Raw genomic sequence first — 15,347 nt, forward strand, 5'->3', positions numbered from 1 at the left:
ACTGGCGTCACTCGATCGTCGATCTCCTGAAGCTCCTCGACCTCGATTCCAGCCTCTCGGCCCGGCAGGAGCTGGCGAAGGAGCTCGGCTACACCGGCGACCACAACGATTCGGCCGCGATGAACACCTGGCTCCACCGGCAGGTCATGACGAAGCTGGCCGCCAACGGCGGCACGGTGCCGGCCGAGTTGCGCGACTGACGGCCCTGGAGCCGGGCGGCCCTAGCCGGCCGCCCGTTTCCGCCGCACGAGCTTCAGCACCATGGCCCGGTCGGCCGCCCCGGTGAGGAAGGCCAGCGCGAAGTAGATCAGCATGGCGACGCCCGCGAGCGCCAGAACGGCCAGCGACTGGTGGATCACGTTGGGGGCCGACCCCATCCAGCGCTCCAGCGCCTCCAGCATTACGAGAAGCGCGCCGCCCATCAACGCGGCCGACAGGAACACCAGCCCGGCGCGGCGCAGGAGCTTGCCGTCGACGTGCCAGAGCCCCTGGCGCCGCAGTCCCTCGAACAGGAGGGCCGCGTTGATCCAGCCGGCCAGCGTCGTCGCCGCCGCGATGCCGCGCTCAGCGTAGAACCAGAACAGGACGAAGGACAGGACGGTGTTGGCGAGCGCCGAGATGCCGGTGACGATCATCGGCGTGCGCGTGTTCTCGCGCGCGAAATAGCCGGGCGAGAAGACCTTGATGAGGACGAAGGCCGGCAGGCCGAGGGCGTAGAGGCCGAGGACGGCGGCGACCTTCTCGGTCGTGTCCGGCCCGAACGCGCCGCGTTCGTAGATCAGCCGGATGATCGGTTCGGGCATTACGAAGAGCGCGACGGCCGCCGGCACGGTCAGGAACAGGGCGAACTCGAGCGAGCGGTTCTGCGTGTGCTGCGCCTCCTCCAGCCGCCCCGCCTTCAGGGCGCGGGCGAGCTCGGGCAGGAGCACGACGCCGATCGCGACGCCGACCATGCCGAGCGGCAGCTGGTAAGGCCGGTCGGCATAGGTGAGGATCGACACGGCGCCGGGCTGGTAGGAGGCGATCGCCTGGCCGACGAAGAGGTTGATCTGGGTGATGCCGCCGATCAGCGCGGCGGGGCCGGCCAGAATCAGGAGCCGCTTCAGTCCCGGCGTCCAGCGCGGCCGGCCGAGCGAGACCGAGAAGCCGGCGAGCCGCATGGCGAGCGTCACCATCAGAAGCTGCCCGACGCCGGCGGCGAGCACGCCCCAACTCATCAGGAAGCCGATCGTCGCCTGGTCGGCCCTTGTCCACCACGCATAGGCGAGGACGCCGATCAGGATGAAGTTGAGGAGGGTCGGCGCGGCCGCGGCGGCGAAGAAGCGGCGGAAGGCGTTGAGGATGCCCGACACCATCGCCATCAGCGACATGCAGGCGAGATAGGGAAACATGATGCGCGAGAAGGCGACGGTGATGCCGAAACGATCCTCGCAGGAGAGCTGCTGCCCGAGCGTCTCGGGATCGTCGATGCAGGCGGCAAGACCCGGCGCGATGATGGTCTTCACCAGGAACGGCATGAAGATCATGGCGACGATGGTGAGCCCCGTCAGGACCACGAAGAGGGTCGCGAATATCTCGGACGCGAAGCGCCGCGCGCCGGCCTCGCCCTCCTCCTCCAGCGAGCGGGCGAAGAGCGGGATGAAGGCGGCGTTGAACGCGCCTTCCGCGAACAGGCGCCGGAAGAGATTGGGAAAGCGGAAGGCGAGGTTGAAGGCGTCCGCGACCGGCCCGATGCCGAGCGCGGACGCCATCATCATCTCGCGCGTGAAGCCGAAGACGCGGCTGACGAGCGTCGCGCCGCCGACGGTGGCGAATTTCTTGAGAAGGCTCAACTGACGATTCCGAAGGCGACCGGCGTCGGTTTGACGGAGGGCGAGGAGAGTTCGCCGTCCGGGTCCTCGAAGACCGAGAGAAGACGGCGGCGGATGCGGTCGGAGCGTCCCTCGCCCGTCACCTTCATGCCGAGGAGGTCGGTGACGTAGAAGACGTCGACTACCTTCTCGCCGTAGGTCGAGATATGGGCCGAGCGGATGTCGAGCGAGAGGTCCGAGATCGCGCCGGTGAGGTCGGCGAGCAGCCCCGGCCGGTCGAGCCCCTCGACCTCCAGCACCGTCAGGCGGTTCGACAGCTCGTTATGGATGTCGATGCGCGGCGGAAAGGCGAAGGACGGGCTGGTACGGGGTGAGCGACGCCGGGCGATCAGGGCGGGAATCGCCTCGCGCCCATTGAGGAGGCTTTCGATCGTGGCCGCGATCCGCGTCGCGCGGCGCAGCTCGTCGGCGTCCTCCGCGAACTCGCGGTTCAGCGTGACGATGTCGAGCGCCCGCCCGTCGGTCATCGTGAAGATCTGCGCGTCGGCGATGTTGGCGCCCGCCGAGGCGCAGCCGCCGGCGATCAGCGACAGGAGGCGCGGATGGTCGGGCGCCAGCACCGTGATCTCGGTCACGCCGCGGAACCGGTCGGTGCGCGAGATGGTGGCGAAGGTGCGCGCGCCCGCGTCGGCGTCGCGCACGAACTCGGCATGGCGCACCTGCTCGTCGATCGGCACCGACAGGAAGTAGTTCTGGTAGTGGTGATCGACCGCCGCCTCGCGCGCCTCCGCGTCCCAGGCCGACAGGCGCGCGCGCAGCTCGGCCTTGGCGGCCTGCGTGCGCTGCTCGCGCGAAGATTCGGAATATCCACCGGTCAGCATGGGCTCGGTCTCGGCATAGAGCGTGCGGATGAGCTGGCCCTTCCAGCCGTTCCAGACACCGGGGCCGACCGCACGGATGTCGCAGACCGTCAGGATCGTCAGGAGCTTTAGCCGGTCCAGCGTCTGCACGCGGGCGGCGAAATCGCGGATCGTCTTGTGGTCGTTGAGGTCGCGCTGCTGCGCAACCATCGACATGACGAGATGGTCGCGCACCAGCCAGGCGACGAGCTCGGTCTCGCCGGCATCGAGGCCGAGGCGCGGGCAGAGCTCCTCGGCGATCTCGGCGCCCGCGACCGAATGGTCCTCCGGCCGCCCCTTGGCGATATCGTGGATCAGAAGCGCGACGTAGAGCGGCACGCGGTCTCGGATCGTCGAGATGAAGCCGGAGGTCACCGGCAGCTCGCCGCCGAGATTGCCGCGCTCGAGCTTGGAAAGTTCCGCGATCGAGCGCAGGAGATGCTCGTCCACCGTGTAGTGGTGGTACATGTTGAACTGCATCATCGCGACGATCTTGCCGAAGTCGGGCACGAAGCGGCCGAGCACGCCGGCCTCGTTCATCCGGCGCAGGTGGAAGGCCGGGTCCTCGCGGTCGGTGAGAACGTCGATGAAGAGGGAGTTGGCCTCCGGATTGCGGCGCAGGTCGTTGTCGATGAGGCGCAGCGACCGGCGGATCAGCTTCAGGGCGTCCGGGTGGTATTCCAGTCGGTGGACCGCCGCGAGCTTGAAGATGCGCAGGAGATTGACCGGATCAGCCGCGAAGACATGCCGGTCGGCGACGTTGATGCGGCCGTTGTCGACGAGGAACGAGAGCGTGCCGGGAATGTGGCGCGAGCGGCGGCGCAGCGACTGGACGAAGCCGCGGATGCCCGGCACGTCCTTCGCCTTCTCCTCCTCCAGCGCCGCGCAGAATATGCCGGTGAGGTCGCCGACGTCTTTCGCGATCAGGAAGTAGTGCTTCATGAAGCGTTCGACGTCGGTGAGGCCGGGATGCGACGTGTAGCCGAGGCGCGCGGCGATCTCGGGCTGGATATCGAAGGACAAGCGCTCCTCGGCCTTACCGGTCAGGAAGTGCATGTGGCAGCGCACGGCCCAGAGGAAGTCCTCGGCCTTGCCGAAAATCTGGCCCTCGCGCCGCGAGAAGACGCCGGCCGCGACCAGTGCCTCGCGCGTGTCGACGCGGTAATGGTCCTTGGCGATCCAGAACAGGGTGTGGAGGTCGCGAAGCCCGCCCTTCCCTTCCTTGACGTTGGGCTCGACCAGATAGCGCGTGTCGCCACCCTTGGCGTGTCGCGCATCCCGCTCGGCGAGCTTGGCGGCGATGAAGGCGCGGCCCGTGCCCTCGACCACCTCGGCGTCGAAGCGACGGCCGAGCTCGGCGAAAAGCTCGGCGTCGCCGCAGATCAGCCGCCGTTCCAGGATCGCGGTGCGGATGGTGAAGTCGCTCTCCGACAGGCGCACGCTCTCCTCGACCGAGCGGGTCGCGTGGCCGACCTTCAGGCCGAGGTCCCAGAGAAGGTAGAGAAGATACTCGGCGACCTGCTCGCCGAGCGCCGTCTGCTTGTAGGGCAGGAGAAACAGGAGATCGATGTCGGAGCCGGGCGCCAGCGTCCCGCGCCCGTAGCCGCCGACGGCGAGGATCGCCATGCGCTCGCCCGACGACAGGTTGGTCGCGGCGAAGACGTGGTGGAGGGCGAAGTCGTGGACGGCTCGGATCAACTCATCCTGCAGCGCCGAGATTCGCGCGGCACAGGGCAGCCCCCCGCCGTCGGCGAACAGCATGGCCTCCGCGGCCTTGCGCCCGGCGATATTGGCGGCCTTGAGGACGGCCAGCACCTTGGCGCGCACCTCGGGCGTCGCGCAGGCTCCGGGCTTTTCCGACGGCACGAGGGCCCAGAGCGCCGCGCGCAGCGCCGCCGGATCGACGATCTCGGACAGGCGCAGGTCCTCGCCGTCGAGCGGATGGCGCGCCGCAAAGCGGATGCCGGGTTTGGAAGAAACGCTCATAGGACTGCCTCATGCCGGCGCAACGCCGCCGCCGGTCGGCGGGCGTGAAAGCCCGTCCGTCCGGCGGCGGCGCTCTAGCATGGGCGAGCGGCCCTGACAAAAGGTTGCGCCGGGAGGGCCTCCACCTGGCGCGTCCGCGTTCAGGCGCCGACGATGGTCCCGCCGTTCGGGTGCATCACCTGTCCGGTGAAGTAGGAGCCGTCGTCGGAGGCGAGGAACAGGAGCGCCGAGGCGACCTCGTTCGGCTGGCCGGCGCGCTTCATCGGCACCTGGCTGCCGAAGCTCGCGACCTTCTCCTCGTCCATCGCCATCGGGATGAAGGGCGTCCAGATCGGACCCGGCGCGACGCCGTTCACGCGGATGCCCTTCTCCACGAGGTTGGAGGCCATCGAGCGCGTGAAGGCGGTGATGGCGCCCTTGGTCGAGGAGTAGTCGATCAGCGTGTCGTTGCCCTTGTAGGAATTGACCGAGGTCACGTTGACGATGGCCGCCCCGCTCTTCAGGTGATCGAGCGCGGCCTGCGTCATGTAGAAGTAGCCGTAGATGTTGGTCTCGAAGGTCTTGGCGAGCTGCTCCTCGGAGATCTCGCGCAGGTCCTCCACCTCCTCCTGGTGGGCGGCGTTGTTGACGAGGATGTCGAGCTTGCCGAACGTGGCGACGGCCTTGTCGACGGCCTCCTTGCAGAACGCCTTAAAGCGCACGTTGCCCTTGATCAAGAGCGCCTTGCGGCCTTCGCGCTCGACCAGCGCCCTGGTCTCCTCGGCGTCACGGTCCTCGTCGAGATACATGATCGCGACATCGGCGCCCTCGCGCGCGAAGAGGACGGCGGTCGCGCGACCGATGCCGGAATCCCCGCCCGTGATGATCGCCGTCTTGCCGGCAAGGCGACCGGACCCCGGAAAGCGAGGCTCGTAGTCCGGCCGCGGCGTCATCTCGTGCTCGAGGCCGGGATCGCGGGACTGGTGCTGGGGGGGAAAGTTCGACATGGCGCATGGCTCCTTCTGCGCGCCGCCGGGGCAGCGCATCCGGGCAAGGAAGGCCGACGCGCCCTGCGCGTTCCCGCTTGGGCCACCGCGCAAAGCGTGGCCGGGAAACGATCCGGGCGACGCGTCAGGACTTCGAGGCGACGAGCCCTTTCAGCCGGTAGAGCGCTTCCAGCGCCTCGCGCGGGGTCAGGGCGTCGGGATCGAGCGCGGCGAGCGCCTCCAGCGCGGGCGACGGCGCCGGGGCGGCGGGCGCGCGGGCGGCCTGCGAGAACAGCGGCAGGTCGTCGAGGAAGGCGGTGCGCTTCTCGCCCTGGCCGGACCGCTCGAGCTCCGACAGGATCTGCCGCGCCCGCTCGACCACGGCCGGCGGCAGGCCGGCAAGGCGCGCCACCTGAACGCCGTAGGAGCGGTCGGCGACGCCCGCCGTCACCTCGTGGAGGAAGATCACCTCGCCCTCCCATTCCTTGACGCGCACCGTCGCATTGCGCAGGCGCTTCAGCCGCCCGGCCAGCGCCGTCATCTCGTGGAAGTGGGTGGCGAACAGCGCGCGGGCCCGGTTTACCTCGTGCAGGTGCTCGACCGCCGCAAAGGCGATCGACAGGCCGTCGTAGGTCGAGGTGCCGCGCCCGATCTCGTCGAGCACGACCAGCGTCCGCTCGGTCGCCTGATTGAGGATCGCCGCGGTCTCGACCATCTCGACCATGAAGGTCGAGCGCCCCTCGGCAAGATCGTCGGACGCGCCGACGCGGCTGAACAGACGATCCACGACGCCGATATGGGCCTTCGTCGCCGGCACGAAGGCGCCGATTTGGGCAAGCACCGCGATCAGCGCGTTCTGGCGCAGGAAGGTCGACTTGCCGCCCATGTTGGGACCGGTGATCAGCCAGATCGCGCCGGCGCCCCCCGCCTTGCCGGATATCCCTTGCAGGGGCGACAGGTCGCAGTCGTTGGCGACGAAGGACTGGCCGCCGCCTTTCAGCGCCGCCTCGACCACCGGATGGCGGCCGCACTCGACGAAGAAGGCGAGCGAGCCGTCGACGACCGGCCGGACCCAATCGGCGGCCACCGCGAGATCGGCGAGCCCCGCCGACACGTCGATCACGGCCAGCGCGTCGCTGACGCCGCGAATGGCGTCGATTTCGGCGAGCACCGCCTCGCGCATGCCGGAGAAGAGCCCGAGCTCGATCGCCAGAGCCTTCGAGCCCGCCTCGGTGATGCGGGCCTCGAGGTCGGCGAGTTCCGGTGTCGAGAAGCGCATGGCGGAGGCGAGCGTCTGGCGGTGGTGGAAGGCGCCCCCCGCCAGCATCGCCGGCCCCTGCGCCTCCGGCACCTCGACGAAATAGCCGAGCACGTTGTTGTGCTTGACCTTCAGGGAGCGGATGCCGGTCTCGCCGGCATAGCGCGCCTGCAGTTCGGCGACGACGCGGCGCGAGTGGTCGCGCAGTGCCCGCGTCTCGTCGAGTTCGGGATCGGCCCCGGCGCGCACGAAGCCGCCGTCGCGGCGCTGGAGCGGCAGATCGTCGGCGAGCGTGTCGGTCAGGCGAGCGGCCAACGCCTGCGGCCGGGCATCGAGAGCGGCGAGCGCATCGGCCAGCTCGCGCCCGAGGTCAGCGCCCGCGAGTTCGCGCGCGATCGTCCCGGCCCGCTCCAGCCCTTCGGCCAGCGCGCCGAGATCGCGCGGGCCGCCGCGATCGAGGCCGAGGCGCGACAGGGCGCGGTCGATGTCGGGCAGGCCGCGCAAGCATTCGCGCAGGCGGCGGCGCAGCGTGCCGTCCTCCGCCAGGCTTGCCACGCTGTCCTGCCGCTCGGAAATCCCAGCCGGGTCGGTCAGCGGCAGGGCGAGACGGGAGCCGAGCAGCCGCGAGCCCGCGCCCGTCAGGCAGCGGTCGATGGCGGCGATGAGCGAGCCCTGCCGCTTGCCGGCGACGGTGCGCGTCAGCTCGAGGCTCGTGCGCGTCGCCGGGTCGATCCTGAGATACGACCCCGCCTCCACGCGGCGCGGCGGCGAGAGCGGGGGATGAGCCTTCAGCTGCGTGCGCGCGAGATAGGCCAGAAGCGCCGCCCCGGCCGACAGCTCGGCCCGCCCGAACGTGCCGAAGCCATCGAGCGTCGAGACGCCGAAGAAGCGGCACAGGCGCTCCTCGGCCGTCGCCCCGTCGAAGAGCACCGCCGGCTCGACGCGCAGGCGCCGCCCGAGACGATGCACGAGCGGGCCGAGGGCCTCGTCGGCCGCCAGCGTGTCGGCGACCACGACCTCGGACGGCTCCATCGCGAGGACGTCGGCGGCGAGCTGATCGGCGCTCGTCTGCGCGATGCGGAAGAGGCCGGTCGAGAGGTCGGTCCAGGCGATGGCATAGGCCCCGGCCGCCCCGCCGATGCGCGACAGGCACATGAGGTAGTTCGGCCGGCCGGGCTCGAGCAGCGTTTCCTCGGTGATCGTGCCGGGGGTGACGAGGCGCACCACGTCGCGCCGCACGACCGACTTGGCCCCGCGCTTCTTGGCCTCGGCGGGATCCTCGACCTGTTCGCAGACGGCGACGCGAAAGCCGAGGCCGATCAGCTTCTGCAGATAGTCGTCGGAGGAGACGACCGGCACGCCCGCCATCGGGATGTCGGCGCCCAGATGCTTGCCGCGCTTCGTCAGCGTGATGCCGAGCGCGGCCGAGGCCTCCACCGCGTCGTTGAAGAAGAGCTCGTAGAAATCGCCCATCCGGTAGAACAGGAGACAGTCGGCGTGGCGCTCCTTGATCTCGAGGAACTGCGCCATCATCGGCGTCGGCGCGGCATCGCCCACGGCAGCCGGCCCCGTGTCGGGGGCCTGTCGCGGTTCGCGGTCGGGTCGCAGGATGTCGAGCATGGGTGAATGGATAACGGCGCCTGCCCCGGGGCGGAAGCCTGACGCCCCCTGCCGTCCCCAGGATTTCCGAGGGAACACGCACCATTCATCGGGCATTCAACAACCGCATGCGAGACTGACGGTCTGCAGGCGTCCATGATTTTGCCGAAGGCTGGTGCTAGAACGCGATCAGGATGGATTTTGCTCGATGCGCGGTGCTGAAGGCTGCGCGTCCGGGGACAGGCGATGACACGGATCGACGGATTTTCGAGGATCGGCGGAGCGGCGCTGGCGGCTCTGCTTCTGATGGGCGGCGCAGGCGCGGCGCTGGCACAGGACCAGAAGGAGCGGGTCAACGTCTACCAGTACGCGGTGGACCACCCGCAGGCCGACGCGCAGATGAAGAGCGCGCCGAGCCTCGGCGCCTCGGTGCCCCAGGCGGTGGAGCTGGCGCGCGTCGAGGGCGAGCAGGACTACGGCTACTTCTATTTCGAAGGGCGCCCGGTGCTGGTCGACATGCACACCCGATCCGTGGTCCGCGTCGACCAATAACGATAGGCCGATCGCCGGGCGGCCGCTTCCGCCGCCCGGACGGACTCAGGCTGCGAAGCGGCTGGCGTCGGCCCCGTAGTGGCTGACGTAGCGCGGGTTGATCCGCGACACCGGTAGCACCACGAGAACGTCGGTGGTGCCGAACTGGTGGTCCACCACCGCATCCTCGCCGACATAGCCGCCGATCCGCAGGTAGCCCTTCAGGAGCGGCGGCAGCGTGCCGAGCGCGCGCTTCGGGTCGGCGCAGACGGTGCCGGCCGGCAGGGTCGACCGCCGCCCGGTGACCGCGCGCACGCGCCACTCGTCCGGTGCCGGCGCGCTGTCGCGTAGGAGCGCCAGCGCATCGGACAGCTTCGACAGGTCCGTGCCGGCGAGCGAGGCGCAGCCGAACAGGACGTCGATCCGGTGCTCCAGCACATAGGCCCAGATACCCTGCCACAGAAGCTCGACCGTGCGCTTGCCGCGATAGTCGGGCAGGACGCAGGAGCGGCCGAGTTCGAGGAAGCGCAGCCCGGCATGGCGCGCGACCAGACGGTCGATCTCGAACTCGCCGGCCGTGTAGAAGCCGGGCGAGCGGCCGCGCGTCGCTTGGCGCAGAAGACGATAGGTGCCGACGATCTGCGCCGTGCCCTCGCCCGCCCTTGCGCGGTCGAAGACGAGAAGATGATCGCAGAAACGATCGAACCCGTCGGCGTCGCGACGCGTCACCTTTTGAAGCGGCGAGGGCTTGGCGCTCATCTCCTCGTAGAAGACCTGGTAGCGCAGTTCCTGCGCCGCGCGGATCTCCGCCCTGGTGCGGGCGAGCCGCACCTCCAGCCCGCCGAGGCGGCCGAGGACGGGCGCGCGCGGGTCGAGCGGCGCGGTGAGGCTGCGGGGCGCGGAGGGGATCAGCGAAAGCATGCGCTTCGACAGGGGTTCGCCGGTGCGGGCGGCGTGCGAACCGAGGGTGGCGGCAAATCCCATCTTCGCGTCTCCTGCGGGCGATCGAACCATCGGGTCGCTTTCGAATTAGCCGATGGCGGCGACGGTTTCGTGACGCGCGTCGCCTGTCGAGACGGCTGCGCCGGATGGCCCGCCCCGTGTTTCCGCCCGTTTCACGAAGACGTCAACCGTCTGCCGTCTCGCCCCCGCCGGTGTCGCGCTTCTTCCGGTGGAGGACGAACTCGTCGAGGAGGATCAGCGCCGCCCCGACCGAGATGAACGCGTCGGCGAGATTGAAGACGGCAAAGCTCCAGACCGGCGTGTGGAAGAGGATGTAGTCGACGACATAGCCGAGCGACACGCGGTCGATGAGGTTGCCGATCGCGCCGCCCACGATGATGGCGAAGCCGAACTGCGTGAGCTTGCGGTCGGCGGGCGTGTTCCACCAGAGCCAGCCGACGAAGCCGAGAACCACGACCGAGATCGCGGCAAGGCCAAGGCCGTGGAAGCCGTCCAGCATGGAGAAGGCGATGCCCTCGTTGCGGGCGTGGAAGAGGGCGAGGAACGGCAGGACCTCGATCGCCTCGCCGAGCCCCATCGTGTCGACGACGAGGCGCTTGATCCCTTGGTCGAGCGCGACCGCGAGCGCGACGATCGAGAGGGCGGACAGGAGACGCGGCATCACAGCGCCAGGCTCCCGCGGCGCGCCTCGAAGATCATCAGGCCGGTGGCGACCGCAAGGTTCAGGCTGTCGGCGCGCCCGACCTGCGGAATGCGCACCAGCGTATCGCAGGCGCTGGCGAGCGCGTCGGACAGGCCGGACTGCTCGTTGCCCATCAGGAGCAGCGTCGGCTTCGACCCGTAGGCGGGTTTGCGGAAGTCGGTCTCGCCGCGCATGTGCGTTCCGACGACGAGACCGGAGAGGCCCTTGCGGAAGGCGAGGAAGGCGGCCTCGTCGACCTTGGCGACGGGCACGGCGAAGATCGAGCCCATCGTCGCGCGCACCGCCTCGAGCGAGAACGGATCGACGCTCTCGCCGACCAGGACGACGCCCTTGGCGCCCGCGGCGTCGGCGGTGCGCAGGATCGTGCCGAGGTTGCCGGGATCGCGCACCCGGTCGAGGACGACCAGAAGCCCGTCGCGGCCGAGGTCGATCCGGTCGAGCCGCGCCGTCTTCTGGCGGAACACGCCGATCGCGCTCTGCGGGTTGTCGCGGCGCGAGATGGCGGCGAGCACCTTGTCGCTGGCCTCCAGGACATCGGCGCCGCCGGCCACGGTGCGCGCGGCGGTCTTCGACAGAAGGTCGGAATGCAGCTGCGTCTTGGCGGCGATCAAGGTGTCGATCGTCCAGCCCGCGTCGAGCGCGTCGATCACGAGCTTCAGCCCTTCGGCGAGAAACAGGCCGGTCTCCTCGCGGTGCTTCTTGAGCGCGAGGTTGCGGATGTCCTTGACGATCGGGTTGGAGACGCTCGTCACCTCCTTGACCCGACCGGGCGCCGAGGTGGCGGGGCGGCGGGGGGCTTCGCGTTCGGTCAAGCGGACACCCATCTGGAAAAGAGCGAGGTGGACAGGTGGCGGGCGTCCTCGCCCTCCTCCCGGATGACGAGTTCGCCCGATTCCACGGTGCCGCCGAGGCCCCGCATCGCCTCGCCCATCAGCGCCGAGAGCGAGTAGAACGAGGAGCGGATCGAATAGGCGGTGAGGACGAGTGCAAGCGGGCGGTCCGACAGGAGCTGGCGCATCAGGACGAGAAGATGCGGCAGATCCTCGAAGAGCTGCCAGACCTCACCCTTGGGCCCGCGGCCGAACTTCGGCGGATCGAGGAGGATGATCTCGTAAGCCGAGCCGCGTCGCGCCTCGCGCTCGGCATAGCGCACGGCATCCTCGCAGATCCAGCGGATCGGCGCGCCGGACAGGCCGGCAAGTTCGGCATTCTCGCGCGCCCAGCCGATGGCGCGCTTCGAGGCGTCGACATGCGTCACCTCGGCGCCCGCGCGCGCGGCCAGAAGCGAGGCGAGACCGGTATAGCCGAAGAGGTTGAGGACGCGCACGGGCCGCTGGTGCCGCTCGCGCTCGCGCTCGATCGTCTCGCACATGAAGCGCCAGTGCACGGCCTGCTCGGGGAAGACGCCGACATGCCGGAACGAGGTGAAGCGGCCGAGATAGGGCAGGCCGTCCTGGCGCATCGGCCAGGTCTCGCCGAGCGCCGTCGCGGGAAAGCGCCAGCGGCCGGCGCCCTCCTCGTCGGTGTCGCCGGTGAAGATCGCGTCGGCCCCGTCCCAGCGAGTGGCGACCATGCGCCGGGGCCAGATCGCCTGATTCTCGGGACGGCGGATCGTCAGCGGTCCGTAGCGCTCGAGCTTCTCGCCGTCGCCCGAATCCAGGAGCGCGTAATCGGCGCCCGGCTCGACCTCGAGGACGACCGGCGCCCGGAACGCGGGACGCTCCCCCTTCGGCCACTCGACGGCTGGACGGTCGCGGCGGTTCTCGCGCGCGATCTCCTCGACGCTTTCGCGCCGCGGTGGCTCGGCGGCGACGGCCGGCGCGGGCGGGCGCGGCCTCTCTCCGGTCGGCTTGGCCGAACGGGGCGCCGGCCGCTCGGCCGGGCGCTCGCGCCGACCGGACTTGCCCGGCCCCTTGGGTCTGTCGTTCCTCATCGGCGGCTCATAGCGTATCGCGGGGGCGGACCGCAAACGGTGCCGGCTTGGCAAAGCGCCTCGCCGGTTCCATTCTCCCGCCGTGCCGGCCACAGGGCCGGCGGGGAGGATAGGACATGGATCTGAAGGGCGAATACCGCCTGCCCGCGCCGCGCGAGACGGTCTGGGCGCTGCTCAACGACCCGGCGGTTCTGAAGGCGTGCATCCCGGGCTGCCAGGAACTGGAGGTGACCGGCGAGAACGAGATGGCGGCGACCGTCGTCGCCAAGGTCGGCCCGGTGAAAGCGACATTCACGGGCCAGGTGCGGCTGGAGAACATCGTCCCGCCGGAGAGCTACTCCATCGTCGGCGAGGGCAAGGGCGGCATCGCGGGCTTCGCGTCGGGCGGCGCCGACGTGCATCTCTCGGAAGAGGGCGCCGAGACGGTTCTCACCTACACGGTGGACGCCAAGGTCGGCGGCAAGATCGCGCAGCTCGGCGGCCGCCTCGTCGATTCGTCGGCCAAAAAGCTCGCCGGCCAGTTCTTCGACAATCTGGCCGCGCGCGTCAGCGGCCGGGAGCCGGCGTCCGCCGAGGCGGCCGGCGCCTGACGCTCAGATCGCGGCCGGGCCGGACAGGGCCGGCCGCACGTCACCGGGGGCGGCGAGCGCCGTGCCGGTCGCGCGCACCTGCTCCTCGCGCATGCGGCGCAGGCGCTCGTTGCCGACGGCGACCTCGTGGCGGAGGTTCTCGACCTCGTCGGTCCGGCGCGCGGCGCGTGCGCGATAGTGGTGCTGCGTGAACCAGGTACCGAGACCGCCCAGGATGAGGCCGAGGATCACCGCCCCGATCAGCAGCACGAAGAGCGGAACATCGTAGACGAACTGTGGCATGGTGCCGATCGGGTCGAGAGACACGGGCACCGGCGCCCGGTTGGCGACGCAGAACACCACGAGCAGGATGGCCAGCGGCCCGAGCACGAGGAGGGTGAGGATCTTCGAGATCATGGTCTGTCCGTCTTGAAGGGCGCGAGGCGACGGGCCGCCCGGCCGCACGCCCGCGTGTCCGGGCATCGGGTGTAGGTATGAAGACCGGGCCCCGCGTCAATCGCTTTCCGCGCGACCGCCGGCCGGAAGGCTCAGGCGTCGTTCAGGCGCTCACGCAGTTCCTTGCCGGTCTTGAAGAAGGGCACCCACTTCTCCTCGACCTCGACCGCCTCGCCGGTGCGCGGATTGCGGCCGGCGCGCGGCGGGCGGTTCTTGACCGAGAAGGCGCCGAAGCCGCGCAGCTCCACCCGGTTTCCGTCGCAGAGCGCCTGCGTGATCTCGTCGAAGATCGCGTTCACGATGGTCTCGACATCGCGCTGGTAGAGATGCGGATTGCGGCCGGCGATGATCTGCACGAGCTCTGACTTGATCACGATACGTTGTCCCCGGAGCGCAGCCCGAAGGCGCATCGGCCAACCACGCGGAGCGCGGGGCCGAAACGCCAGCAAATTCAATTGGATGGCGCGGTCAGACCGCGCCCTGTTCTAGTGGCCGGGAGGCTGCCAGAGCGATACCATCCCGTCAAGGCGGCCGGTGGCGCCCGCCACGGCCTGACCGAGGCCGGAGGCGGCGGGGTCGAAGCCGAGAAGGCTGACCGTCAGCGCCCGCGCGCCGGACGAGAGGCCCCAGCGCCCCTCGCTCTCGGGCTCGCGCTCGACGATCTCGAGATTCTTCGGCACGCCGCGCTCGTCCTCCAGCCAACGCCGCACCTCGGCTTCCCCGCCGAGCGCGTCGACCAGCCGGTTGGCGAGGCCCTGCTCGCCCGAGAACACCGAGCCGTCGGCGAGCGCGTCGGTTTCGGCCGGCGTGAAGCCGCGGCGCTCGGTGACGAGGCGCTTGAACCAGTCGTACGAGCTGTTGACGAGCCGGCCGATCATCTCGCGCGCTTCCGGCGGCGCGGGATCGAAGGGCGAGGGCTCCGCCTTCAGCGGCGAGGACTTCACCGCCGCCACGTCGACGCCGATCCGGCCGAGGAGCACGGAGGCGTCGACATACTGGAACAGGACGCCGATCGAGCCGACGATGGAGGAATGGTGGGCGACGATGCGGTCGGTCGCCATCGCCACCATGTAGCCGGCGGAGGCCGCGAGCTGGCCGACCTCGGCCGCCACGGGCTTGGTCTCGGCCAAATGCCGCACCGCATGGAACAGCGTCTCGCCGCCGACCGTGGTTCCGCCCGGCGAGTTGACCTTGACGATCACCGCCTTCACGGCGTCGTCCTCGGCAAGTTCCTCGAGGAGGTCGAGCATCTTGCGGTCTTCGGTGATGACGCCCGAGATCTCGACGCGCGCGATCGTGGGGCCGAGCCCCGCGCCCGGCCGCCAGCCGGCGGCCAGAACCGCCAGGAGCACCGCGAGCGCGAGGCCGCAGAGCGCCACCACACGCCAGAACGACAGCTTGCGGCGCAGCCGCCGCCGGTCGATGATCCCTTGTGCGTCCATGCCGCCCCGCCTGGTCCCCGAACATCCGCGGGTCAGCGATAGACGGACCCGCGCGGCTTGCCAAGCGTCGCCCGGGCCGCACCCGGGCCGGTTGCGCCGGGCCTCGCGCCCGATGGTTTTACCATGTAAAAACCCTATATCGCGCATACATGATGGCGGTGCGAAGCCCGGCTTCGCTCCCGCCCCGCATTCCCCGCCCGAATCATCCGGAGCCCTCTTCATTCTCGACGCA

Annotated in this window: 14 protein-coding genes; 3 read left to right on the forward strand and 11 right to left on the reverse strand. The window is 69.9% G+C overall.

What is annotated here, in order from left to right; translation table 11 throughout:
• The coding region (locus QZ753_RS01805; RefSeq protein ID WP_294640677.1) for a DUF3597 family protein at positions 1-200 on the forward strand (200 nt) is incomplete at its 5' end.
• Between the two features lie 21 nt (positions 201-221).
• Here the strand turns inward: QZ753_RS01805 and murJ are convergent.
• The 4 genes from murJ to mutS all read right to left on the reverse strand — a co-directional run bounded on the left by murJ (position 222) and on the right by mutS (position 8,452).
• The gene (gene murJ, locus QZ753_RS01810) at positions 222-1,832 is read right to left on the reverse strand and encodes a murein biosynthesis integral membrane protein MurJ (RefSeq protein ID WP_294640678.1); all 1,611 of its coding nucleotides are present in this window, start codon (positions 1,830-1,832) and stop codon (positions 222-224) included.
• On the reverse strand, positions 1,829-4,696 hold the full coding sequence (locus QZ753_RS01815; protein ID WP_294640679.1) for a [protein-PII] uridylyltransferase: 2,868 nt from the start codon (positions 4,694-4,696) through the stop codon (positions 1,829-1,831). Before QZ753_RS01815 ends, murJ begins: the two co-directional genes overlap by 4 nt.
• Before the next feature lie 140 nt (positions 4,697-4,836).
• Positions 4,837-5,682 carry an SDR family oxidoreductase gene (locus tag QZ753_RS01820; protein WP_294640681.1) on the reverse strand — a complete coding sequence of 282 codons (846 nt, stop codon included), beginning with the start codon at positions 5,680-5,682 and terminating at the stop codon, positions 4,837-4,839.
• A gap of 124 nt (positions 5,683-5,806) precedes the next feature.
• Positions 5,807-8,452: a DNA mismatch repair protein MutS gene (gene mutS / locus QZ753_RS01825; protein ID WP_294640722.1), complete on the reverse strand. Its 2,646-nt coding sequence runs from the start codon at positions 8,450-8,452 to the stop codon at positions 5,807-5,809.
• A gap of 312 nt (positions 8,453-8,764) precedes the next feature.
• Between mutS and QZ753_RS01830 the strand changes: the two genes are divergently transcribed.
• A complete protein-coding gene (locus tag QZ753_RS01830; protein WP_294640683.1) occupies positions 8,765-9,070 on the forward strand; it encodes a DUF1236 domain-containing protein in 306 nt (101 codons plus the stop codon).
• Positions 9,071-9,115: 45 nt separating this feature from the next.
• On the opposite strand, the gene QZ753_RS01835 is transcribed toward QZ753_RS01830, so the two are convergent.
• The 4 genes from QZ753_RS01835 to QZ753_RS01850 all read right to left on the reverse strand — a co-directional run bounded on the left by QZ753_RS01835 (position 9,116) and on the right by QZ753_RS01850 (position 12,648).
• A complete protein-coding gene (locus QZ753_RS01835; protein WP_367171480.1) occupies positions 9,116-10,033 on the reverse strand; it encodes a GNAT family N-acetyltransferase in 918 nt (305 codons plus the stop codon).
• Between the two features lie 142 nt (positions 10,034-10,175).
• Positions 10,176-10,673, reverse strand: a complete 498-nt coding sequence (gene lspA / locus QZ753_RS01840; protein WP_294640685.1) for a signal peptidase II — start codon at positions 10,671-10,673, stop codon at positions 10,176-10,178.
• Entirely contained in the window at positions 10,673-11,539 is an 867-nt protein-coding gene (locus QZ753_RS01845) for an RNA methyltransferase (RefSeq protein WP_294640687.1), read from the reverse strand. Before QZ753_RS01845 ends, lspA begins: the two co-directional genes overlap by 1 nt.
• On the reverse strand, positions 11,524-12,648 hold the full coding sequence (locus QZ753_RS01850) for a class I SAM-dependent methyltransferase (RefSeq protein ID WP_294640689.1): 1,125 nt from the start codon (positions 12,646-12,648) through the stop codon (positions 11,524-11,526). The genes QZ753_RS01845 and QZ753_RS01850 overlap by 16 nt, the downstream gene beginning before the upstream one ends.
• A gap of 116 nt (positions 12,649-12,764) precedes the next feature.
• Between QZ753_RS01850 and QZ753_RS01855 the strand changes: the two genes are divergently transcribed.
• The gene (locus tag QZ753_RS01855; RefSeq protein ID WP_294640691.1) at positions 12,765-13,238 is read left to right on the forward strand and encodes a CoxG family protein; all 474 of its coding nucleotides are present in this window, start codon (positions 12,765-12,767) and stop codon (positions 13,236-13,238) included.
• 3 nt (positions 13,239-13,241) lie between these two features.
• Here the strand turns inward: QZ753_RS01855 and QZ753_RS01860 are convergent, their stop codons facing one another.
• The 3 genes from QZ753_RS01860 to sppA form a co-directional block, all read right to left on the reverse strand.
• Positions 13,242-13,634 carry a lipopolysaccharide assembly protein LapA domain-containing protein gene (locus tag QZ753_RS01860; protein ID WP_294640693.1) on the reverse strand — a complete coding sequence of 131 codons (393 nt, stop codon included), beginning with the start codon at positions 13,632-13,634 and terminating at the stop codon, positions 13,242-13,244.
• Positions 13,635-13,765: 131 nt separating this feature from the next.
• Complete coding sequence (locus QZ753_RS01865; RefSeq protein WP_294640695.1) at positions 13,766-14,083, reverse strand: integration host factor subunit beta; 318 nt, start codon at positions 14,081-14,083, stop codon at positions 13,766-13,768.
• A 75-nt stretch (positions 14,084-14,158) separates the two neighbouring features.
• Positions 14,159-15,115 carry a signal peptide peptidase SppA gene (gene sppA / locus QZ753_RS01870; protein WP_294640697.1) on the reverse strand — a complete coding sequence of 319 codons (957 nt, stop codon included), beginning with the start codon at positions 15,113-15,115 and terminating at the stop codon, positions 14,159-14,161.
• Between the last annotated feature and the right edge of the window lie 232 nt (positions 15,116-15,347).

The organism is uncultured Aureimonas sp., assembly GCF_913775355.1.
GTDB lineage: Bacteria > Pseudomonadota > Alphaproteobacteria > Rhizobiales > Rhizobiaceae > Aureimonas.